Origin of the sequence: Paenibacillus paridis, assembly GCF_006345825.1 — a bacterium.
Classification (GTDB): domain Bacteria; phylum Bacillota; class Bacilli; order Paenibacillales; family Paenibacillaceae; genus Pristimantibacillus; species Pristimantibacillus paridis.
Window position 1 is genome coordinate 1 of the sequence record NZ_VCIX01000080.1, and the last position, 23033, is coordinate 23033.

The following is a 23033-nucleotide window of genomic DNA, read 5'->3' on the forward strand; positions in this document are numbered from 1 at the left end:
ACCTTTACAATGGAGATTTTTTTTGTTTTTGTCCATAAAATTCAGATTTTGATTAGTTATTAGTAAATGGTCATCCATGCTTTTTTCTATGTTTGTGTTGATGCAACGCTAGTGGAATTGTTCCCGTTAAAATAGCGATTCTCGCTCGGAAAAGCGAATAACAGGAATTCCTCCCGCTAATTTAACCGTTACGAGCCTTTTCCGGCAAAAGGTCTTGGATTATAGGGAGAAATTCCAGTTAAATCGCCCAAAACGTTAAAACCCTTTAAATTAGCATGACATTTTCCAGCTAAATGAAACGAAGAGAAGCCAATAACATTACTCGCTAAGCCAAACAAATAACAAGAATACATCCCGTTAATTTAATTGTTACGAGCTTTTTTCGGCAAAAGGTCTTGGATTATAAAAAGGCGAAATTTTATCAGGAATTTTTCCCGTTAAATAGGCGATTCTCGCTCAGAAAAGCGAATAACAGGAATTCCTCCCGTTAATTTAACCGTTACGAGCCTTTTTCGGCAAAAGGTCTTGGATTATAGGGAGAAATTCCATCTAAATGGCCTAAAACGTTAAAATCCTTTAAAATAACGGGACAAATTCCAGCTAAATTATAATGAAGAGAATCCATAAGTAAAAAACGCGAAGTTGAACGAAGAATTAGATATAAGCAACAAACGTGAGGTTCTACGAAGGATAAGTCTTAAGCAACAAACTCGAGGTTCTACGAAGGATCAAACTTAAGCAACAAAAGTGAGGTTCTTCGAAGGATAAGCTTTAAGCAACAAAGCAAGGTTCTACGATGGATCAGCCTTAAGCAACAAACGTGAGGTTCTATGAAGGATCAAACTTAAGCAACAAAGCGAGGCTCTACGATGGATCAGTCTTAAGCAGCAAAGCGAGGTTCTACCAAGGATAAGCTTTAAGCAACAAATGCGAGATTCTACGAAGGATCAGCTTTAAGCAACAAAGCGAGGTTCTACGAAGGAACAGCCATAAGCAAAAAAACAGCGCGAAGAACCTTGAAGTAAAGCCTAATGGGAAATTAGCAGCTAGGTGCACGGGGCTTTGCTCAAATCAAGCCGGTACTTTTAAAAATTGATTCTATTTAAATATATGAGGATGATTTATGTTAGAGGCGCTGTTGGGTTGGCCGATCTCTGGAAAGAACAAGACGTTCCTGCTGGCGAAACTGCAGAAACGCCTCCTTTCTTTTAACCTTTGACAGCTCCCGCGGTCATCCCTTTCATCACTTGCTCCTGTAGCACAAGGTAAGCGAGAATGGTAGGAATGACGGCAAGCGCCATCGCTGCCATAGTCAGCTTATAATCGGTGGAATAACCCGTTGCAAAAATCGAAAGGCTGAGCGGCAGCGTCTTCAGCTTCGGATCGCTAATAAAAACGAGCGCGAACGAAAAATCGTTCCAATATCTTAAAAAGGCCAGAATGCCAACCGTTGCCAGTGCAGGAAGGGAAAGCGGGAGCATCATGCGAAGAAAAATGCCCCAGTAGCCTGAACCGTCAATCATCGCAGCCTCTTCAATTTCTTTGGGGAAGGTGTTCATATACGCCACACATACGAAGATCGCAATCGGCAGCTCAAAGGCAGTATAGGGTAAAATTAAAGCGGCATACGTATTCAAAATATCGACTTTGTTCATTAATATAAACAAGGGAACGAGTGTGCTGTGAATCGGAATCAGCATGCCGAGCATAAAGGTACCCATGACGAGCAGCTTGCCGCGGAATTGGAAACGCGAGATGACATAAGCGCACAGTGCGCCCATGATCAGCGTAATTGCAAGCGCCAATAAGGTGACGATCGCCGAATTCATAAAAGCCGTGCCCATATCCGCTACTTCCCACGCGCGGGCGTAGTTGCTCCAGTTCCATACATCCGGCAAGCCGAATGGCCGCGAATAAAATTCTTCGTTTGTTTTGAAGGCGCTAATAAACAGCCAAATGAGCGGGTAAAGCGTAACCAAGGCATATACGGTTAAGCCAAGGGACAATATGCCCCCTTTCAGCTTGCGCGTGCCTGCTCCAGCACCTGCGGAGGAGGCTGGGTGAACAGCGCTTATCGATGGCGTAGTCATAAAGCAAATCCCCCCTCCTTTATTTTTTGGATTTCATCAGGTACTGGCTTCCCGCTACAAGAACGAGGCTAATAATAATAATCATCGTGGATACCGCGCTGCCATAGCCGAATCGGTAAATAGAAAATGTATTATTGTACATGTACGAAGCAAGCAGCTCTGTCGAATTTGCCGGACCGCCGCCAGTCATGACGTATATAAGGTCAAAGGCTTTGAGGCTTCCCGATATGCAAAGCACAACCGCTACCTTAATCGTATCCCAGATCATCGGAAGCTTGATCGAGAACAGCTTGCGTGAGCCGCGAGCCCCGTCGATATTGGCAGCATCATCGATCTCGCTTGGAATATTTTGCAGGGCGGCAATGAACATAATCAGGTAGGGACCCACGTTCAGCCAAATGATCGGCACCATGATCGCGTACATAGATACGGCTGGATCGGACAGCCATTGCATTTTCCAACTCTCCAAGCCAAGGCTATCTAGCAAAAAATTAAGAATTCCGATTTGCGGATGATAAATGTAGCCCCAGATAATGCCGACGACGACGGACGAAAGCACCATCGGCATAAAAATGGAAGCTCGAATAAACTTTTGGAACCAGCCGTTCTTAAGCAGTACCAAGGAAAGCAACAGCGCAATCGGTACCTGACCGAACACGGAGGCGGCGACGATGAGCAAATTGTTTTTGAACGAATGCCAGAACAGCCGATCCTGAACAACCTCTTTGTAGTTGTCCAATCCGATGAACTTCATCGCCCCGATGCCCTTCCAGTCAAAAAAGCCATAATAAGACGACCACAGGATCGGCACGATAACAAAAAAGACGAATAGCGCAAGCGCCGGAAGAAGACCGATCGCGATAAAACCTCTGATGCGTAAAGCTGATGACATAATCGTCCCTCCTCAAGGTTTGCGAAGCAAACCTACTTCGTAAGCATAAGCTTGGTTTGCGAAGCAAACCTTCTTCGTAAGCATAAGCTTGGTTTGCGAAGCAAACCTTCTTCGTAAGCATAAGCTTGGTTTGCGAAGCAAACCTNCTTCGTAAGCATAAGCTTGGTTTGCGAAGCAAACCTTCTTCGTAAGCATAAGCTTGGTTTGCGAAGCAAACCTACTTCGTAAGCGTATGTTCTATATGCGATGTTTGCTGGGAGGCCCGGCGCCCATGCATCATCTTCGGGCTGCCTGATCGGTGGCCAGAAGACGATACCGTGCGCCGTATTTCACAGAATCCTCGCTAGCCTATCGCTTTAAACGCAGCTGCTTCTTACTTCCCAAGCGCCTTCGCTTGCGCATCCTGAATTTTTTTGGCGATGTCCTCGGGCTTGCCGCCCATCAGAAGCTCTTGCAGGCCATTATTCACAGCATCCGCTCCGGCAGAGGTTAATTTGCCATCATAGACTGGCGTCATTTTCACTGTATTCACCAGCTCATAAACTTCACTAAAAATCGGAGAAACCTTGCTCTTATCCAGCTCTACTTTATAGCTCACCAGTTGGTTGCTCTCTAGCGTCCGCTTCTGAGCATCTGGTCCTGACATAGCATAAATGAGCTCGAATGCCGCATCCTTTTTCGGTCCGGTTGCATCCTTGCCTAGGCCCATGCCGACGCCGACTACACCCGAAAGTGAATTTGGATCGCCCTTGCCGCCTGGTATCGATGGCAGAACCGTTGCGCCCATCGCCTTCAACGCCTCTTCGGAAGCATTCGAAGCGAGGTTAGACAATGCCCAGCCGCCATCAATCATCATCGCTGCTTGACCTTGCGCAAACATTTGCTCCATTTGCGTATTGTCGATGGCATTGAAGCCATCCTGGAAAGCGCCTGCATCGCCGAGCTGCTGCATATACGTAAGTGCCTGTACGAATTCAGGATCCGTAAATGCCGCACCGTCCTGGGCTGCCGCCTTCAAAAACCATTCCGTGCCCGTTACGCGATCAGCAAGCGAGCTGAAAATACTCGATTGTGCCAGCCATGCCGCTTTGTTGCCAAGAGCGATCGGCGTAATTTTTTTCGCCTTCAACACGCTAATCGCATTGAGCAGCTCATCCCAAGTCTTCGGAACCGTCAATCCATTTGCCTCGAGAATGGTTTTGTTGTAATAGAGAACCGAAGTCGGCGACAACCCCATTGGCGCGCTATAAATGTTGCCGTCTACCGTAAAAGCATCAAAGGAATTAGGCATAAAGCCTTCCTTCCACTCCTTATGGCTGTCAATCAGCTCATTCACCGGTTGAATAAGGCCGCCCGCGGAAAACTCCTGCGTCATCGAGCCGTTCGATAAAATAAACACATCGGGCATCTCATCCGCTGCCGCGACCGTTTTGAGACGAGTCTTGTAGCCGTCCGGCGGAATAGCCTGAATATCCAATGTAATATTCGGGTGATCCGTCTGGAACTGCTCGATAATCGAGCGCATCGTCTGTGCTCTCAAATCATCGCCGGTAAAATTATGCCACAGGCTAAGCTTTACCTTTTCCGCTGCAGGCGTGTTGCCCTCTGTTGTATTGCTCTCGTTGTTCTTTCCCCCGCACGCTGCCAAAATTGAAATCATAAGAGTGACCATAATCGCGATTGTTAAGCTCTTCTTCATGTCATGTTTCCTCCTTGATATTTGTCTTATCTCCGAGTATAGGGAACGGAAAGTGACATGGGCAGGGGACAGAAAGCGGGAATAGGGTAGACAAACTTCAGCTTCTGGAGCGGTACTCTGAAGGGGTGTAGCCTGTACTGCGCTTAAACAATTGGCTAAAATATTTCATATCCGCATATCCTACGCGGCCTGCCACCTCGCTTACCTTCATCGGCGATTCCTCCAGCAACCGCTTGGCACGCTCCATTCTGGCGCGGGTGACATAATCGATGTAAGTGTGTCCCGTCTCCCTCTTAAACACCTCACTAAAGTGATTGGGATTCAAATGAACATGGCGAGCCACCTGTTGTAGGGTCAGTTCCTTGTCAAGATGGTCATGGATATAGGCAATCGAACGCTTGATGTAAGGTATTCCTTCCTGTCCCACCGCTTCACGGTACAATTGCTGAAGATGAATGAGCTGCTTGTACAATACTTTTGCTCTATTGCCCTGATCTGCGACAGCAATTGAAACTGCTGGCCGCGCGGCATCGGCTAGAATCGCTGAGCCGCCAAATGCCGTTATGATCCGTTCCACCCAGCGATGGGCGGATATTTGGACGGAATGGATGAATCGGTCTAGCGAGTCCGGGGTCGCATCCGGGTCGGAGAGCTGGAGCAGGATAAGCTCATCCACCCAGCGCTGCAGCTGTTGTTCCGTCCCATTTTGAAACAAAGCCGTCAGCTCGCCTTCCTCTTCTTGCGAGCATACCGAGCGCCCGCCTCGCCTGCCTTTGATGCTGTCATGAGCGAGCAGGCCATTCTCAGCCACGATTCCTTTAAACAACGAGGCATAAGAGGCTTCCGAATAGGAAGCGCTGAGATGGCGCCAATCCGTTACCACCGAGCCTGCTGCCGCAAACAGCTCGCACTTCAGCTTGCGCGCTACTCGCTCCAGCACCCTTTCTAGCGGACCAAGATTGCCTCGCGGGCTTTCCTGCATTAGCAAAACAACGACGCTATCCTGACGCAAGAGCGCCTCGCCTACGACCAGCTCACTCAGCATATTGTGCACGGCAAACAACAGCAAATAGCTTTGGCTTGCTCCGTTCCCCCAGCCGGATGCTTTTACAATGACTGTCTGGTAAAAGGAAGCCTCTGACAAGCGAAGATTCGGCAGCAGCTTCACCGCTTTCTCGGCCGAGTGGCTGTCCAGCTCGGTGTCTTCAACCAACCGCTCCAGCAACCGATCCCGAAGCTGGTCACGTTTAAGTGATTCCCACTTTTGCAAAATCCGCTGCTTCGCACCGTTAACCGCCTTGATAATCTCGTCTGGCCGGCTTGTTTTGAGCAGATAGTCGCCCGCGCCTTCCCTTATCGCTTGCTGCGCATAGGAAAACTGATCATACCCGGTTAGTATGATAACCTCACTATCCGGCAGCTGGCGCCTGATTTCTCCGGCAAGCTCTAGTCCTGTCATTCCGGTCATTTGAATATCGGTCAGTATAATTTCCGGCTGTTCGGCAGGCAAGCGCTCAAGAGCTTCCTCACCCGATGCAGCGGGCGTAAGCAGCTCATAGCCCAGCACCTCCCATTTGATCACCGTGCTAAGCCCCGTCCGAATAATAACCTCGTCGTCCACGATCAACAGCTTCATCCTGCTCTTCCCCCTTCGCTCAGCATCGGTATAGAAAAGGACACGCGCGTGCCGATCCGATCCGTGCTCTCAATGCGCAAACCCGCTTCCGTGCCATAGTGAAGTTGAAGCCTTTTATGGACATTGCGCAATCCATAACTCCCCCGCTCCAGATGCTCGCGGTCCCGTCTGCGGTCATCCGGTCCGTGCAGCTCCTTATAAATCGTTGCCAGCTTGGCCGCATCCATTCCAATTCCGTTATCCTCGACCGCAAACGCCATAAAATGCCCCTGCTTATGGGCGGTAACTTTAATTTTCCCCGCTTCAGGTTGCTTCTGAATGCCATGAATTAGTGCATTTTCGATCAAGGGCTGGAGCAGCAGCTTCAGCATCGTTTGCTCCAGCAGCTCCGGATCGATTTGGACGCTTAACTCAAATTTGTCCGGAAAACGGATCGATTGTATATTCGCGTAATGCCCCGCATGGGCTGCCTCCTGCTCCACGGAGCAAAATTCCTCCCCTTTGTTCAAGCTGAAGCGCATAAAATCGCTTAAGCTCCCGACCATGTCTGCCGTCTTCTCATCCTGATTCATCAACGCCATCCAGTGGATCGACGAGAGCGTGTTGTACAAAAAGTGAGGGTTGATCTGTGCTTGAAGCGCATGCATATCGGCCTCCTTTTTATAGGATTCCTCCAGCTTCACCTGCTCCGTCAGTCCCTCGATTCGCTCGCTTAGCTTGTTGTAGCTGCGCACGAGCTGGCCCACCTCATCCATCGTTTCAACGGGATAGGTTTGCATCGGCTCCTCAGGATTGGAATGCTTCAGAAACTGCGTCAGCATAATAAGCGGGTTCGTGACCCGTTGAACAAAATAAAGAACGAGCACGGCAACAAGCAGCACCGAAAATACGATCACGATGACCATCAGCTGCAGGACGTAATTATTTTGAGCCTTGTATTCGCCGAACGGCATGATTCCGGTGAGCTGCCAGCCCACATCCGATACCGTATCGTAGAGTATCGTCTGTTTATTTTCTCCTTCGCCGTAATTAAGCGTGCCTGCGCTTCCCTTTATAACGAGGCCCGGCAGCAAATCATCGATGGTCACCGCCGCCGCTCCTTCCTCGCTGCCTGAGAGCACCAGCCCCTCCTTATTCGTCAGCACCACATAACCGCCAGCCGGAATTCCCGCCTGCTTTAGCAGCTGCGCTACCGCCTCCTCGTTCAAGCTAATCACGAGCGTTCCGATTTGCTTGAAGTTGTTGAGGCTCCGAATCGGCCGGACAAGCGAGATCACCTGCTTCACGCCTGCAGCTGTATCCGTTTCATAACGGCTCGTCCACCACTTGACGCTCGATTGAAAATGCCGGACATCCTGTCCCGTCAGCTCGGCCAAGCCGGTCTCAAAAATCGTCGTATTGGACACCGGATGCGATGGATTTAGGGGATAAATGGTGATGTCGGAAATATAAGCTTTGGAGAAAACGAGATTAGACAAAAATTCGATCATCTGCGTCTGCTTGACCGCATTCTCGCTCGTGCTGCTGAGATACTGCTGAACATCCTTTTGCCCGATAAGAAATAGCGACATATTCTCGATATCCTGCACAATAAACTCGAGGTTCGTACCCGTCTGGCGCAAAATGCTCGTTCCTGACTGCTTCGCTTTCTCTTCGGTTGCCGTTGCCGCCATGTTGTAGGCGAATAAGCCGAGCGCAAGCAGCGGAATCAGAACCGAAAGCAGCAGCAAAAAGGACAGCTTGCGCTTCAAGGAGCTGCTGATCCAGCGCATGGTTCATCCCCTCTTTCCTCTGTGATGTCACTTGAAATAATTAAAAACATCCTACCATACTTTTTTTTAGGTTAACAGATTTTTTGTTTGATTTTTCGAGAAAGCCGTAGTACGATGTGGGCAATAAGTCAACAAGGAAAGCAGGACACTCATGGAATCGATAGCGCAGGAATTACTGTTTTTGACGGAGATGGCCAAAGGCATTGCGGCGCAATTCGGCGATCATTGCGAGGTCGTCGTACATGACTGGTCAAAGCCGGTGGACAGCACGATCGTCGTCATCGAGAATGGCCATGTTACAGGCAGAAAATTGGGAGACCCCGGCACCAATCTCGGCCTGGAAATTATGCGCGGCACGTCCGAGGGCGACAACCGCCACAACTACGTAACGCAAACAAAGGACGGACGCATCCTCCGCTCCACTTCAATGTATGTGAAAAACAACACTGGAACGATTATCGGCGCGATGTGCATAAATTTTGACATCACCGATTTAATGGTGGCCGAGAAGACGCTGCAATCGTTGACGGCGAGCGGGCTTCAGCCCGTGCGCGAATCCTTCGTCAGCAACGTAAACGATCTGCTGGATACGCTCATTCAGGAAGCACAGGAGCTGATCGGCAAGCCGCCAGCGGCAATGGCCAAAGAAGACAAAATCAGAATCATTCAGTTGCTGGATCAAAAGGGTGCTTTTCTGATTAAAAAGTCTGGCGAGAAAATATGCAGTTATTTAAGTATTTCCAAATTTACGCTGTATAGCTACCTGGAGGAATCCAAAGGCGGAGAAAGCGAAGGAGGAGCAGCGGAATGAGCGAGCCATTAGCAAGTGGGAAAAATGAACCGCATACTCGTGAAGACTTAGGGCTCGAAACCCCTTGCCTAGTCATTGACAGCAGCGTTGTGGATGCGAATATTTCAGCAATGGCCGATGCTGTGAGCCGCCTCGGCGTCACGCTTCGCCCGCATGCAAAAACACATAAGCTGCCTCAGATGGCAGCGCAGCAGCTCGACGCTGGGGCAGCGGGCATTACCGTAGCAAAAATCTCGGAAGCCGAGGTAATGGCAAGCAGCGGAATCCGCGATATTTTCGTCGCTTATCCGCTAGTGGCTTGGTCCAAGCTTGAGCGGGCGGCACGGTTAAGCCGCTCCGGCGTTCGCTTGATCATCGGCGTTGATAGCATCGAAGGTGCACATCGCATTTCTGAGGTGGCCGTGCGAGAAGGTGTTGTACTTGAAGTACGGCTGGAGCTGGAAACGGGACTGCGGCGCACAGGGGTTATCTTGGAGCATGCGGTACAGCTCGCTGGGCAGATTCATGCGCTTGACGGGATTAAGCTTAGCGGTATTTTCACCTATCGCGGGGCGATGCTCGGCGGCGCGGCAACGCTCAATCTCAAGGCAGCGGGCCATGAGGAAGGACGTCTAATGGCAAGCGCAGCCGCCGCTTTAAGAAGCGCTGGGATTCCGATCCAAGACGTTAGCGTCGGCTCTTCGCCTACGGCAAGGTTTGCCGCTGAAATCGAAGGCATCACCGAGGTACGGCCCGGCACTTACATTTATCAGGACCGAATGCAGGCTGCTTTTGGCCTCTGTGCTTTAGAAGATTGCGCCGGCGTCGTGCTAGCGACCGTTATTAGCCGTCCGTCCGGCGACTTGATCGTCATCGACGGCGGAAGCAAAACGTTCGCCACGGATGTACAGCCGGGTAACCCGCCGCTGTTTCTGAAAGGATTCGGACATATCCTCGGAGATCCAGACGCGGTGCTAGAGCGCATGAACGAAGAGCACGGCATGATTCGGATTCAGCCCGATGCACAATATAAGGTCGGGGATGTCATCCGGATCATACCCAATCACATTTGCAGCACCGTCAATCTGCACAGCTTCGTTTACATCAGCGACTCGTCAGGCCAGCTGGTCAAAACACCCGTAGCTGCGCGCGGCATGCTCGAATAACTCGCATAGGTAGGCATGCCACATGCTCGATACCCTGTTCGGCGCTTTATGTGGCGGATATTACCGCCATTCAGGCAGAATACAGCAACCTTTGAATGCCATTCGATCCCCTTCGGGTATCTCGTATGTCATCATCACCAGCCTTCTTGCGCTGCTGCACCTACTAAACGATTTTTCAAAAAGGAGCCATTATCTTATGTCATTAATCGAAAAACGTCTCGCTGAGCTAGGCATTGTTTTGCCCGAAACGACAAAACCAAAATTCTCCTACATTCCCGTGAACCAAACCGGCAACCTCATCTACACATCCGGCTTCGACTGCCGCATCGACGGCATTCTTATGTATGAAGGCAAGGTCGGCTCTGATCTGACGATCGAGCAGGGCCAAGAAGCTGCTCGCCAAGTGGTTATCAATCTGCTAGCCGCGATGAAAACCCATTTGGGCGACCTGGACCGCGTGGTCAAAATCGTCAAAATTCTCGGCTTTATCAACAGCGCGCCCGGCTTCGGCGATCAGCCATACGTGCTGAATGCTGCCTCCGACCTCTTAATTGAAGTGTTTGGCGAGAATGGGCGCCATGCCCGTTCCGCGATTGGAACGAGCGACCTTCCGTTCCATACCCCTGTTGAAATTGAGCTGATCGCAGAGGTTCGCGACTAGCCTAGGCATGCAAAACCCCCAGGGCTCAGGCACCTGGGGGCTCCCATACTATTTTAGTTTAGTGGAAACGCAAATGTTGACGATTTACAAGTAAGCGTATTTGCCTAGCACCAAGAGCGGGATATGATGACAAGCAAAATGAAAAGTACTAATATAATACCAAGTCCAGTACCTACTCCGCCAACTCCGCAACTAGCGCCTGCAACCGGATAAACGGGGCCGCAGTTTCCTGGACCTACGTTCGCACCTGCTACTCCATAGCTCATTTGTTCATCTCCTTTTTGTTAAGGTACAGTATCCTATGTTTCAGGAACAAAAGCGTATAGGCGATTGAACAAAATGTGCTCCTGCTCATTTTTCAGAGCTTCACGCACAATCGAACGAGGTGCTGGGCTGCTGAAAGTGAAGTCTGGCAGCTTGTCTTTATGCGGAAAATGAGAATCCCCAAGTGCCTGCAGCCTTGGGGATTCTCATTTTATTTTTAGTTAGTGGACATCATAGGCGTCCGACTTGTTTGTAAGCTCCCGTGTGGCGATTACAACCAAGAACGAGAAATGATGACAAGTAGGATAAAGAGAACGAGGATAAATCCAATGCTGGAAAATCCACCGCCGCCGCAATTACTTACACCTGCAACCGGGTAAGGTGCGCAATTTCCTGGACCCACGTTTGCTCCTGCTACTCCATAGCTCATTTGGCCATCTCCTTTTGTTAAGGTACACTGTATCCTATGACTCAGGGGCAAAAGTGCATGGGCTTTTGGCGGAAATGAGCAGATGCCTAAGCAGGGAAAAAGGTCTATTTTGAAAAGGCACATAATCACCTGTAGATCCATTTTTCATGAGGATTTGCTATTTTCGCGAAAGAATAATCGTATTCAACCAAGCCAGCTCCGATAGGGTCAAGGAGCCCTGCTCCGCTTTTTCCTTCCACTTGGCATCTTGGAGCAGCTTTTGTTCCGTAAATCGACCAAGCGTTTCCACTAACAATTTATGCTCCCCGTCAGAGAGGATTAAATCCGACTTTGGAATGTCCATTTTCATTTGCATATTCTCCGATACCTTTATTTTAAAAGCAGCCCAGCCCGTCCATTTGCCTGCATCGTACATTAATCTCGGACAAATTTTCCCGCTCCAGTCATAATGCCGAAAGAGACGCTCCGTCCCCCAGCCAAACTGCTTCAGCAGCTTCGCCGCTAGTTCAGTTGCATTGGCTAATGCTTTCGAGTAGTCTCCGCTCTCGCAAATTTCGATGCCAATCGATGTGCGGTTGCCGCTAGCCGTTCCGCTACCATCACCAGCATGCCAAGCGTTTTCGGTTAGCGGCAAGCACTCGATCACCTCATGCTCGTCCACGACAAGATGATAGGATGCGGTCCGATTATTCGCTGGATTAGTCAGCCAGGCTCGCTCATTTTGCGCCGTGCTTGCCGGATTGCCTGTGTTGTGAATCGTTATCGATTGAGGAATTAGCAGGTGGCCAGGACGGCGGTTGCATGGGGTTGTTTTGGGGATGTGGTTGATGGTGTAGTTAGCGATTGGAGCTCTCTCCTTCCGAATCGGCTCCGCGCTGCGTCGCCCTGTTCACTTTCGCCTTCAGCTCGCTCTCGATATGCTTGATGACCGTATCCGGTATCCATTTCTGCCAGCCAGCACGATAGGCATTCGCAGTAAGCGACTGCCAAGTATGATAGACCAAACCTAGCGTAATCGCGTAAAATAGTAGCCCCGGCGTACCTAGCATCATATCTAGCAAATTGGCCAAAAACGGAAAAGCCAATAAGAATATGGTCCGCAAAATACCATGCCGTCCATATTCCGAGCTGTATGTCTCGTCTCTGAGTGATGCGGCGATACCGGTAATCCAGTCCATGACAATAGCTGCTAGAAGCAGCGTGATTGGAATGAGACGCCCCTCCCCGTAGATCAGATCAATCCACGGGGCAGCTGCTGCTCCTACTCCAGCGGCTAACGTCTTCGCAGGCGAAATTTCTATTTCAAAAATCTGTTTAAACATTGCTTTACCTCCTTTCTTGACTATGAATATTTGAGTTTTTTACATAAAAAAGAAAGCCTTGACGTAGCAAGGCCTTCTCAATATAAAACTTTTTAACATTCCATCATAAATTATTTCGTTTTTCAATTTACTACATATGCTTATCCACTCAAAGAAAAATCAAATATTCTTTTGCGCTTAATTCTTGCTACTTCCGATGTTATCATATAGCTCATTGATTGCTAACATTATACGTATATTATTTTCTTTAAGTTCGTTTATTTCTTCTTCAATTGTCTTTCTTTGATTATCAGTTTTCACATCAAAACTTGACCATGAAATCTCGCCTGTTTCAATAGAAATATGAACAGGATAACCATTTGAAAACTCGTAGGAATATTCACCATAGTTTAATTGAACATAAGAGTAGCTATCTTTTATTCGTTCAGATAGTACGTTAAAAATAGCTCTGTCTTGCTCAGGCAATGTTTCAATTACATTACCAGTCATCTCACTTGTTATCAAAATTACATTTCCTGAGCTATTGTCATAATAAATCTTTCTTCCAATTTCCATAAAAAAAGAACCTCCAATTTCAATTTAGTACCCACCAAATGCATGCCACTTAAGGGAAATGCCCCCCATAGCTGATGAACCATTTAGAACAAATCCGTTACTGTTAATTGAGGCACTTCCTTTATTAATGGTATTAGATGTAGCATAAATATAATCGGTTGTTGATTTAAGTGCATCATATAACATAAAAGTTGTACTCGTATTCCAACTTGAAGCATTTGAAGAACAAACAAAAACTAATTTAGGTATGAAATCCAAGCCAGTTACTGATAATATCCCAGATGATGATGCATACGTTGTTCCCGATGCTCTTAAAATTGAACTTCCCACATAAGATCCTATTTGTCCTAGTATATTTACTCCACTTCTAATATTTGAAGGTGTAAAACTAGGGTCATCTAGCCGTAACCATGAATCACCTTCATAAAGCATGGCCCCTAGATTAGCAGTTGTTGGACGAATAAATAGTACACCATCCCATACTGTTTTATCTACTGGTACATGGTGCCCCGCACCTCGTATAGGAATGGAACCTTGTAATCCAAATATATTTTTATCAGCACGGAAATTACTGTTCACTAAATCAGGTTCTGCATTCTGCAAATGCACTAGAGGAACTTTCACTTCAGCCCCACCGTTCACACCCCCACCATAGTAGCCATTAGGAAAATAAGCAGAAATAGAACCATCTCCCCACTGACCAGCCCCTGTACTTTCTACTAAACCTCCACGTACAGGTATTGTTCCTGTTTGTTTAATTCCACCTTGATAAAAGGTTTTACCGTTTAACACATCTACACTACTTGCAGTTGCATCTTTGCTAATATTTCCAACCTTTGTCGCTAGCGAAGAGTGTGTTTCACTTCCCGATGCGGAGACTCCCATGCCAGTAATCGCCGCCGCAACCGCGTTCTTACCGTTACTGACATTTGTAAAAAGCTCTTGAATCGCACCTTCAACATTCGTAGCCGTAATCACACTCCCCGCATCAGCAATCGTAATCATAGATGCTGCATGCGTAGACGGATGCGTATAGTTATTCGCCCCTGCCGCAATTCCGTCCAGCTTGGCTTTATCCGCAGCGGATTGCAGTCCAGCTGTCGTAGTTGTCGCGGCTGCCGTACTAGCCTTAGCGTTCCACGCCGCTTTTTCCGCATCCGTTGCGAAGCGGTTGCTAGCATCCTGCACGATAATGCTTGCTGGATGAGTGGATGGGTGCACATAAGCGTTGGCACCCGCAGCCACTCCCGCAAGCTTGGTTTTCTCAGCCGCCGTATAATCATTGGCCGATAGTCCTTTTCCAGTCTCTTTATCTACCTTACCCGCTACGGCCGCATCAATGATATCCGCATTGCCGTTTAGATCCGCAATATCTACAACATCTGTTCCTTCTGGCTTTTTCAAGCCTAAGTTTCCTGTTGTTTGCATAAAATCACACTCCCTCGTAAACTCTTAATTCGCTCCACGTCTTGCCTTTGGCTTGATTCCACGTCAAAGCTTTTATCTGATTCCACACCGTATAGGTGTATTTCAAGCTGTAGGCCAAATGAGCCGGCTTGATATCCTCCAGCATCCGAATAAAACCTGCCATATTCGGCGGAATGCCCTTCGTTCCCACAAACACAACCTCGAACCGGCTCTCCGCCGGATACTCGACGACGTTTACTTCCCCGCCCGAAAAAGCAATCGCCGTTTGAATAATCTTAACTCTCGTTGTCGTTCCCGCACCGCGCATTTTGGCAATAATGCTTTCCCTGCGGCGGGCATTTGGCAGCGAAGGATCGCTGGCAAGTCCCATCATTTTTTCCCAGCGCGCTAGCCCCCAGGTCGAGGAATGAACATAGTATTGTGCCAACGTATCCTCTAAAGCTGCTGCCTGCTTCCCGATCTCCTCACCTAACTGCCCTTGAATCAAACGCATCTCCAGCACCTGATGGTAATAAAGCGGCAAATACTTCATCAAATCGATTTCAGTAGGAACGGTTTCTTCCCCACTCTCGTTGTCTGCCCCGTAGGCTTGAACTCCATACAATGTTAAACCATACGACAAAACCTACACCCCCTTTAGCTGGTTCCAGGTGACGCCCGGGCTCAGCTTCCCGCTTGCAAAATCATAGGTTAGCTTCACCGCATTTGCTGTAGCAGCCTGAACCGTACTGATGCTATTAACCGCATTATTGAGCTGGGCAACGCCAGCAGCGGTTGTCGAAGCGGCAGGCAACCGGGCTACAGCCACCGTCCCCGAAGTTAGATCGGAAGCGGCATGCCCATGTGCAGCAGGGGCAAAGGTTGCAGGCTTTCCGCTTACACCTGCCCAAGGTACCGCATCAGCCGCTTCCGCGCTGTCCACTCGCCCGTTATTGTTTGTATCGTAAATGCTTTTGAGCATATCGCCCGTCGCCTGTTGGGCGGCGGCAAGCAGGATATTCCCACTCGACGCTCCTATATATAGTTTTTGAGTATCGGTGCAATATCCCAACTCGCCTGTCTCCAGCGAACCGATGCTTGCTTCGACTCCCCGCCTCAATTGAATGAGTACTTTTCGTGGCATCTGCCCACCTCCTTAGAACGTGCCGCCATCAATAACGGCAACCTTCAAGCTATTTCCGGCAGCCGTATCGTACACAATGCTTACGCCATCAATATTAGCTTCAATACCTGTCGCATTGACCAAAACCCCTTTGCCCGCCTTAGCGCTAACGGCAGAAGCGGCAACGGTAATCCCGTTCCCCGCGCCAACGCTGAGGGTAACCGAATCGGCCTGTCCCCCGCCCGTTAAGCCGTTCCCGGCAGTGATCGTTTGTAAAGCACCTCCGGTTCGAACCCATGCGGAACCATTCCAGCTATAAATTTTCTGCTCGTCATCCACATAGCAGGTCCATCCGACCTGCGGTGCATAAAAATCCCAAGCGACCCCGTTCCATTCCGCGATCTTGTTCAATTGCGATGCCCAAGCACCCGTCGCCCCTGCCGGAATAATGAAACGGTCAAAGGGTAAAGGCGTTGCTGGCGGAGCAGCCAGATCCTTATCCATGACCGACGCTTGCGGCTCAATATTGCGTTTGGCGAGTTCAATTTCGTTACGAATCTTTTGCGCGGACCATAAGTCTGTTACAGATGTGCTCGTATCGTTAATCAGGCGATGCTTGGTCGCATCGTCCAGATGCGTTTTGATTTCGGCTGCGGTCTTAACGTTTACGCCATCGGAAACCTTATTTACATGGCCGGAGGTAATATCCGCTTTTACCACCTTAGCGTACGCAGTACCTTCGGCTACATCGTCCAGCGTTCCAGTTAAATCCGTCAGCTTTTGGGCATTGATTCGTTTCCAAACTGCGCCATCGTCAAAATACAAATAGCCGACATTAGTGCCGCTGCTAACGTAATATAGCCTTCCCAACATCGCTGCGGCAGGCCTCGCTGCTTCCGTTCCCGACAGCGCCCGCCCTACGAAGCTATTTGCCGTTCCATCGCCGATATAAACTTCCTTCGTGTCGGTGCAAAATCCCATCTCTCCCGGCAATAAAACGCCATAAACCGCTAATTGCGCCTTTGTTCCGCGCTTGATTTGAATCGTCTGCGCCATATAAGCCTCCCCTAAAATGTTCCTCCATCGATGTTTCCATTCGTTTTGTAACGTTCCACTTCCATTTGAATGGCCTCAATGCTTCTCTGCAATACGTTGATATCCCCGGCTTCCACCCGGTCGCCAGGCGTTTCATAAGTGACGAAAACCTCATTCACCTGTGAAAAAAGCTTTAAGCTAAGCTTCCATGGGGTTTCTAGCGAGGAAGACAAAAAATAATTTACTACTCTTTCCCCGCTTAGGCCCACTCCCGTATAGATTTGGATGCTTTCCTTCCGAATATCGTCATGGGCCAGCTCGCCCTCGAATACGCCGCTCATGACAGCAAGCTTTTCTTCGATAACGTATAGCTCATTGTTATCCTTCTTGTTCAGTTTTTCCGTAAAACGATCCAGCTCGTCAGGGTATGGCATTCGCTACACCTCCAATTCCACAAGCCCTGCAACGGGCACTTCATCAATATCGAGCTCAATGTTGGCAGTCCCGCCATTTAGCAAAAGCCCGGCGTAATCAATTACCCCAGGAATGCCTAGAAGTAAAGTTCCAAGCTTGGCGATGCTTACATAAATAATTTGAAACGCCGTTTCCTCCAAATAAGCGCTGACCGCAGCGGTGAAAGCGGCTTTGACCTGCTGGATCGTATAGCCCGCAGCGAGGGTAACGCTCGCGGCTGCTGCAATTGGCAAACTGATAGCAGAAACAACCGAAACATCTGCTCCAATTGGCCGTTGCTCGTTTAAATACGCCAGTACTTCTTGCTGTAGCAATTCGCTAGCTGGCTGCTTGTCGGCATTTACAATGACGACTTTTACGGTACCAGGGCCATCCCATAAAGGAAGCACCCTCGCCCCTCCCACACCAGCAACCGACGTCGTCCATTTCATATAATCGGACACATTGCCGCTTGTACCCGGATTTTGCACCTCTGCCAAAAAACGCCGACGAAGCTGATCATCCGATTCTTCGTCCTCGCCGGGCACCAGCACATCAACCAGCTCGGCACGCGCAAGCGAAGGGACATAATCAATTGGGAGCATGTCGCCGAACTGCTGATTCCCGGCTTCGCCTTCCAACTCGCTTTCGAGTATAAAAGAACCGGCGCTTAGCCGTTCTTTGACGACAAAATTAACCATGCTAACCGAATATCGGCTGCCAATGGGGACATCCACAGCCGTTTCGCCAGAGCCATAAAACTTGCCAAGCCGCTTTGCTCGCGTAGCCGCCTGCCTGTTGATACCGAAATCTGAGGTTCGCCTAGTCAGATATTCTCCGCTCGAGGTGTCAGCAAACGCGAGATTCAAATTCACGTCGAGCTGGGCATACAGCTCTGACAGCTCTGCGGCTGCCGGGGCCAGCGCATCGTAAATGATGCTCCCCTCTCGCTTGTCCACATCGCCAGCTACCCGGTCCAGCATCTGCTGCAGCAAATAACTATAGGTCATCTGTTCATACACGTTCCATTACCTCCTCTCCAAAACTGCCGAATTCCGATACGACGGTAAATTGGATGGTCGCAAAATCATTCGTGACCTCAAATTGAAAATCAGTCACGGCGCTTATGCGGTCATCCTGCATCAAAGCCTCCCGGATTCTGCGCTCCAGCTCGGAGCGAACGAAGGAAGGAGCCTCGCCAACCAAGCCCTGCAGCTCAGCTCCATAATCCGCGCTGTAAATAAAAAAATCGAAGCGCTCCGTCTGTAAAATTTTAAATACGGCTTGTTTAACCGCATCTAGACTATCGGTTTTGCCTACAATCCGGTTGTTGATCATATCGAGCTTGTAGGTGACGCTTGTCTCCGTGCCTTCATTCTCCACGTTCTCTGTCAGTCTTGCCCCTTGAGGAATCATGGCTTGACCACCTTATCCAGCACCACGAATTGCTGCCCGCCTTGCACGCGAAGCATAAGTACGGCATCTCCCGCTTCAAGGCCGCTCCGAATAAGCAGCTTCTCCGAGGAGGGCAGCACCGCTTCAAACCGCGTCAAGCTTTCCGGCACAATCAAAAAATCCTCCGTCAAGGTAAAACGTTGATCCACGTTTAGCTCCAGAGGATTAATCTTCGTTACTTTTCCGATCATGACGGCCATCGGGTTGCCAGCGGCATGAGCCGCAGCGCCTGCTTTTTTAATTGAGTCCAACAATGCCATTAAATCACCCTCAATTCCAGCTTCATCGTGTGCGAATCCGCATCAAACTTATGCGTACACTCGTCCACGAGAAAATATTGATTGATATCCAATTCTTTAATAATGACCGGAACGTAGCTGCCCGCCCTGACCCGCAAGTCGCCAATCGCGTCAATGCTGATGCTTCGGCTCTCCCGGTTTTTCAAAGTCATGAGCTGACTGAGCTGCTCCCTGATCTGCGCCTCATTCATTTTCTCGTCTGCCTGCTTGTACAGCTGCAGCCGCCCCCACTTCGCCATATTCGCACTATCCTGCTCGATATGAATATCGCGTTTGCCTGTTTCCTTATTGTCCTGATAAATTTTAATTTTGTTATACGTGTCCCCGTCAATCGAACGCTTTAAACCATAATCGTACAGAAGGCTATAATCCCCAATAACAAAATCGACCTTCATATCCTGAATGTTCCGAACGGAAATCTTGCCAAAATCATCCAAGAGCATAAAATTCCCGCCTTTATGAATAAGCGTCAAATCCAGTGCCTTGCAAATGATATCCAGCAGCTTCTGGTTGTCCTCCACCATCTTCGGAATTTTATATTCCGTATCGGCAAGCAGCCCCGTCTTCAGCTCAAAATCATCCGCGATTTGCTTCACAATCTGCGAAGCGGTGACGTCTTTAAACACATAAGTGTCGTTCATAAGCAGGTAACGAATCTGATCATAGGCTTTAATCGACACGCTCTCGTCCTTGCCAGAGCTGATTTCAAATACATAGCCATAAAAGATATCAAGATTATCATTACGCACCGTGATGACATCGCCGTTGTTCACTTCAAACGAAGCGCTCTGGAACAAGCTTCCTCTAATAAACGTCAGATCAAGACTAGATGCAGATCCGATCCGTTTTGTCTTGTATGTGAGGGACGGGACCAGACTCGTTATATTCCACACCTTGCCGTTTCGGTTATCAATTAAAATTTCCAGCATGTTTTCACCCCGGCAGCTTGAGCAGCATTCCAATCGGCAGCTTCTTCAACTGCGAATCCTTAATGCCGTTCAGCTTCTGAATTTCTTTCCAGCGCCCTTCATTGCCGAGCTGGACCCTAGCCACTTTGATAAGGGAATCTCCAGCGACTAGCTTGTAGGTCTTGGGCGTTGTTTTGTCGGAAGGACGAGCCTGTGGCTTCACGCTGGCTTTATCATTTTTAATAATGACTGGCCTCGCGCCGTAGAAAGCAAATTCTTTTAGCGAAATGCTGTATTCGATGTCTCCGGAGCCAGCGGCTTCTTTCCATTCGAATTTTTCAATGCTCATCGGCAAATTGATATCGAATGTCGGTCCCGTGTAAATAAAGCGAATGGGATACTTTTTCTCCATCCAACCCTTAATGACGATGACATAAAAGGCAGGGTCAATCCACGTTTTACTAACTAAGAACGGATAGGCCTCCGCAGGAAAAAAGCAGTCAAATGAAATATTGGTAAGCTTTGGGCTTTGAATGACATTGATTTCGCCCAGACCGGATACCTCGTACGTTTTGCCGCCTGCAGCATCGCCGAGCTTAATTTCCGGCGGATTGACGGGCAAATGAAGGTTTTGCTTCTGATTGCCGTAGCTCAGCCATATGTTGTGTTCATGATTGCGATTCGTAATCATACGTTGTATGTCCTTTCCGCAGACATCGCAATCTCCTCATTAAGAGAACGCTCAATCCGTCCAATAATAGTATCAATATCATAGCCGTTATTGATATCGCCAGTTTGCACACTAACCGTTGGCTGCAGTGAGACGAAATTCTGAATGTTCTTCATCTCCGCAAGCTCCCGCATCGTCTTTAGGTCCTCACTGGATATATCGACGGTTTCGTTAATGGAGCCTACCTCATTTACTCGGTTGATGTCTGGAGCTACACTCTGGAAGCCTGTTTGTGCAGGCGAGGTCATTCGGCTTCCACTACTCATGCTATTGTTACTGCCATTCATAATTTCATTAAGATCAGGAGAGTTCCCCCACTCTTTAGCTATTGCATTGGGATCAAATTTTGGTGTTGGTTCGAATTCTTCTTGCGTATCCTCTTTTGTACGATTTTTAATAAAATCATTAACACTTTGCTCTCTTTCTGCAGCATTTTTCGATGCTCTTGCATAGGCGTCTTCTTTCTTGGCTTTCATAAAATCGAGAGTATCATCAATAATATTATCCATATTGAATCTAGCTGTTATTTCATAACTCTTACCAGTGACCTTATTTATGATACCTAAAACTTTATTAATTCCTTCAATAATTCCATTAATCACTGCATCATAGATAAAACCTATCTTTTTTGCCCACCAAAATAACGGAGAATACATCCATTCGGCCAGCTGCCAAAAATATGCAGGTAAACGATCTAAAAAGTTAAAGATAGAGTTCCATGCTCTCAAAAATCCTGCAGCAAAAGCATCATTCTTTTGCCATAACGCTATTATGAAAACAATTAGAGCAACAATTAAAGAAATAATAAATATAATTACATTTCTCTTCATCGTAGCATTCAGCGTTGCCCAAGCAGCAGAAAGACCGCTAGTAACTAGAGTTAGTAAAGCAAAAGCTACTGTTCCTGAGGTAGACAGCGCCACCATAAGAGACATATAAGCCGCTATGATAGCTGTTCTGGCAGCGAGAAGTCCAATTATCGCATGCCAGGCGGTTATGCCTGCAACTATTCCCCAAATTATAGGCTCAATTACTGGCCACCCTACTGAAATTACTAAACCCAACCAAGTAGCAGCACTTGCAATCCAAGCTAGTAAACCAGCCACCCAGGTTAATACATTTCCTAGAGAATCAAAAAATGGTTGAAAAACATCAGATCCAAAAAAGTCATTCAGTAACTGAAGCGGCTCCATAAAAGCTGTTACGGCTCCAGTACCAGCACCTGCAAAAGATGAAGCAATATTTTGCTCAAGCATTTGAGCCTGCTTAACCGGTGTATCCATCATTTGCTTCATGGATTCTTTTCCCATATCAGCTTTTTCCAACACCGTATCTAAAGCAGAAATGAAACCGTTCATATCTCCTGATTTCCCAAGAGCTTCTAAATTAGCAGATTGAACTAGATCTGGAGAAATATTGTATTGTTTCGCTAATGAAGAACTATCTCCTTGAGCAGCTGTCATTACAGCTCGAGAAGCGGCTTCATTCCCTCTCTCGGCCGGATCAAGAGTCGCGAGCTGAATAGATAACGCAGAAAGCTCGCTTATTTGTTTGGCATTACTTGTTGCGCCTTTTAAAATTATAGCTCCCTTAGCAGCTTCACTTAGAGCCATACCCGCTTCCAGTGCTTGAGTGCTTAAAGCGTTAAATAACGCACCGCCTTCGTTCTTACTGCCAGTTTGGTTGATAAGCATACCTTTAATCTGTTGCTCTTCAACCGCATTTCGCAATGATAGATCTATGATTGTTTTAACCGGCTCTTTTTTAAGATCAGTAAACTGCTGTTTTAAAGCGTCAATAGATGATTTACCATTATTTAATGTCATTGCTGTTGGTGCAGCGACCGCAGCCTTAGCCGGTTGTTCCACATTTGATATTTGATTTTCTTGAGAAGTAAACTTAGAAAATGATTCGTAAACTGCAGGTTCTACTTTTAAAATTTGGGTTCCAAAAAAAGGACTGTTAGAGCTAGACCTTGACTGGTTAGGCTTAGCAGAAATAGATTGTATCATCTTAGATAAACTTTCGATGTTATCTTCTAAATTTTCTAACGCACCTGCTGTGTTATCAATTGCTGAATTTGTTTTGCTTAAAGCAGCATTGATTGATAAAAGTTGCTGCCTGGTATCCATAAAAGCTCTTGCAACAGAATTACTGTCATTCATTTGATTATTAAAACTTTTAAAAACGGATATGGACTTATTCATAGTAGCAGTCATTAGTTTCACTGCTCTAGTGACATTATTAAATCCTCCAGCAGCAACATTCGCACTCGCCATCTTCCCACCCCCTTCACACGGGCAAGAGCGCCCCCTCATGGGAGCGCTGCCCGTCCTTATTTTCGTT

General features: G+C 48.0%; 24 protein-coding genes. 3 read left to right on the forward strand and 21 right to left on the reverse strand.

Features of this window, described 5'->3' with window-relative positions; genetic code table 11:
• Nucleotides 1-1208: 1208 nt before the first annotated feature.
• From FJQ58_RS09265 to FJQ58_RS09285, 5 genes are all read right to left on the reverse strand, one after another.
• Nucleotides 1209-2090, reverse strand: coding sequence for a carbohydrate ABC transporter permease (locus FJQ58_RS09265; RefSeq protein WP_139992596.1), 882 nt, complete (start codon nt 2088-2090; stop codon nt 1209-1211).
• 19 nt (nt 2091-2109) lie between these two features.
• Entirely contained in the window at nt 2110-2982 is an 873-nt protein-coding gene (locus FJQ58_RS09270; protein ID WP_139992598.1) for a carbohydrate ABC transporter permease, read from the reverse strand.
• A gap of 373 nt (nt 2983-3355) precedes the next feature.
• Nucleotides 3356-4681, reverse strand: a complete 1326-nt coding sequence (locus FJQ58_RS09275) for an extracellular solute-binding protein (RefSeq protein ID WP_139992600.1) — start codon at nt 4679-4681, stop codon at nt 3356-3358.
• Between the two features lie 97 nt (nt 4682-4778).
• On the reverse strand, nt 4779-6317 hold the full coding sequence (locus FJQ58_RS09280) for a response regulator (RefSeq protein WP_139992602.1): 1539 nt from the start codon (nt 6315-6317) through the stop codon (nt 4779-4781).
• A complete protein-coding gene (locus tag FJQ58_RS09285) occupies nt 6314-8089 on the reverse strand; it encodes a cache domain-containing sensor histidine kinase (RefSeq protein ID WP_139992604.1) in 1776 nt (591 codons plus the stop codon). Before FJQ58_RS09285 ends, FJQ58_RS09280 begins: the two co-directional genes overlap by 4 nt.
• Before the next feature lie 151 nt (nt 8090-8240).
• Here FJQ58_RS09285 and FJQ58_RS09290 point away from each other — a divergent pair, with 151 nt between their 5' ends.
• The 3 genes from FJQ58_RS09290 to FJQ58_RS09300 all read left to right on the forward strand — a co-directional run bounded on the left by FJQ58_RS09290 (nt 8241) and on the right by FJQ58_RS09300 (nt 10706).
• The gene (locus FJQ58_RS09290) at nt 8241-8900 is read left to right on the forward strand and encodes a helix-turn-helix transcriptional regulator (protein WP_139992606.1); all 660 of its coding nucleotides are present in this window, start codon (nt 8241-8243) and stop codon (nt 8898-8900) included.
• Nucleotides 8897-10045, forward strand: coding sequence for an alanine racemase (locus FJQ58_RS09295; RefSeq protein WP_139992608.1), 1149 nt, complete (start codon nt 8897-8899; stop codon nt 10043-10045). The genes FJQ58_RS09290 and FJQ58_RS09295 overlap by 4 nt, the downstream gene beginning before the upstream one ends.
• A 196-nt stretch (nt 10046-10241) precedes the next feature.
• Nucleotides 10242-10706, forward strand: a complete 465-nt coding sequence (locus FJQ58_RS09300) for a RidA family protein (protein ID WP_139992610.1) — start codon at nt 10242-10244, stop codon at nt 10704-10706.
• Between the two features lie 104 nt (nt 10707-10810).
• Here the strand turns inward: FJQ58_RS09300 and FJQ58_RS09305 are convergent, their stop codons facing one another.
• The 16 genes from FJQ58_RS09305 to FJQ58_RS09380 all read right to left on the reverse strand — a co-directional run bounded on the left by FJQ58_RS09305 (nt 10811) and on the right by FJQ58_RS09380 (nt 22966).
• Nucleotides 10811-10972, reverse strand: coding sequence for a sporulation protein YjcZ (locus FJQ58_RS09305; protein WP_139992612.1), 162 nt, complete (start codon nt 10970-10972; stop codon nt 10811-10813).
• A gap of 269 nt (nt 10973-11241) precedes the next feature.
• The gene (locus FJQ58_RS33405; protein WP_420799822.1) at nt 11242-11373 is read right to left on the reverse strand and encodes a sporulation protein YjcZ; all 132 of its coding nucleotides are present in this window, start codon (nt 11371-11373) and stop codon (nt 11242-11244) included.
• A 184-nt stretch (nt 11374-11557) separates the two neighbouring features.
• Nucleotides 11558-12265, reverse strand: coding sequence for a peptidoglycan recognition protein family protein (locus tag FJQ58_RS09315; protein WP_338016135.1), 708 nt, complete (start codon nt 12263-12265; stop codon nt 11558-11560).
• The gene (locus tag FJQ58_RS09320) at nt 12237-12722 is read right to left on the reverse strand and encodes a phage holin family protein (protein ID WP_139992618.1); all 486 of its coding nucleotides are present in this window, start codon (nt 12720-12722) and stop codon (nt 12237-12239) included. The genes FJQ58_RS09315 and FJQ58_RS09320 overlap by 29 nt, the downstream gene beginning before the upstream one ends.
• A gap of 177 nt (nt 12723-12899) precedes the next feature.
• Nucleotides 12900-13277, reverse strand: a complete 378-nt coding sequence (locus FJQ58_RS09325) for a hypothetical protein (RefSeq protein WP_139992620.1) — start codon at nt 13275-13277, stop codon at nt 12900-12902.
• 24 nt (nt 13278-13301) lie between these two features.
• Nucleotides 13302-14705, reverse strand: coding sequence for a hypothetical protein (locus FJQ58_RS09330; RefSeq protein ID WP_139992622.1), 1404 nt, complete (start codon nt 14703-14705; stop codon nt 13302-13304).
• Nucleotides 14706-14709: 4 nt separating this feature from the next.
• Complete coding sequence (locus tag FJQ58_RS09335; RefSeq protein ID WP_202915240.1) at nt 14710-15327, reverse strand: putative phage tail protein; 618 nt, start codon at nt 15325-15327, stop codon at nt 14710-14712.
• Nucleotides 15328-15330: 3 nt separating this feature from the next.
• A complete protein-coding gene (locus tag FJQ58_RS09340) occupies nt 15331-15828 on the reverse strand; it encodes a tail fiber protein (protein WP_139992624.1) in 498 nt (165 codons plus the stop codon).
• A 12-nt stretch (nt 15829-15840) separates the two neighbouring features.
• Nucleotides 15841-16863: a DUF2793 domain-containing protein gene (locus FJQ58_RS09345; protein WP_139992626.1), complete on the reverse strand. Its 1023-nt coding sequence runs from the start codon at nt 16861-16863 to the stop codon at nt 15841-15843.
• Nucleotides 16864-16874: 11 nt separating this feature from the next.
• The gene (locus FJQ58_RS09350; protein ID WP_139992628.1) at nt 16875-17276 is read right to left on the reverse strand and encodes a phosphoglucomutase; all 402 of its coding nucleotides are present in this window, start codon (nt 17274-17276) and stop codon (nt 16875-16877) included.
• A 3-nt stretch (nt 17277-17279) separates the two neighbouring features.
• Nucleotides 17280-18317: a baseplate J/gp47 family protein gene (locus FJQ58_RS09355; protein WP_139992630.1), complete on the reverse strand. Its 1038-nt coding sequence runs from the start codon at nt 18315-18317 to the stop codon at nt 17280-17282.
• Nucleotides 18310-18711, reverse strand: a complete 402-nt coding sequence (locus FJQ58_RS09360; RefSeq protein ID WP_139992632.1) for a DUF2634 domain-containing protein — start codon at nt 18709-18711, stop codon at nt 18310-18312. Before FJQ58_RS09360 ends, FJQ58_RS09355 begins: the two co-directional genes overlap by 8 nt.
• The gene (locus tag FJQ58_RS09365) at nt 18708-19010 is read right to left on the reverse strand and encodes a DUF2577 domain-containing protein (RefSeq protein ID WP_202915241.1); all 303 of its coding nucleotides are present in this window, start codon (nt 19008-19010) and stop codon (nt 18708-18710) included. Before FJQ58_RS09365 ends, FJQ58_RS09360 begins: the two co-directional genes overlap by 4 nt.
• Entirely contained in the window at nt 19010-19978 is a 969-nt protein-coding gene (locus FJQ58_RS09370) for an XkdQ/YqbQ family protein (protein WP_139992634.1), read from the reverse strand. The genes FJQ58_RS09365 and FJQ58_RS09370 overlap by 1 nt, the downstream gene beginning before the upstream one ends.
• A 4-nt stretch (nt 19979-19982) precedes the next feature.
• Nucleotides 19983-20648 carry a LysM peptidoglycan-binding domain-containing protein gene (locus FJQ58_RS09375; RefSeq protein ID WP_139992636.1) on the reverse strand — a complete coding sequence of 222 codons (666 nt, stop codon included), beginning with the start codon at nt 20646-20648 and terminating at the stop codon, nt 19983-19985.
• Entirely contained in the window at nt 20645-22966 is a 2322-nt protein-coding gene (locus tag FJQ58_RS09380; RefSeq protein ID WP_139992638.1) for a phage tail family protein, read from the reverse strand. The genes FJQ58_RS09375 and FJQ58_RS09380 overlap by 4 nt, the downstream gene beginning before the upstream one ends.
• Nucleotides 22967-23033 lie beyond the last annotated feature (67 nt).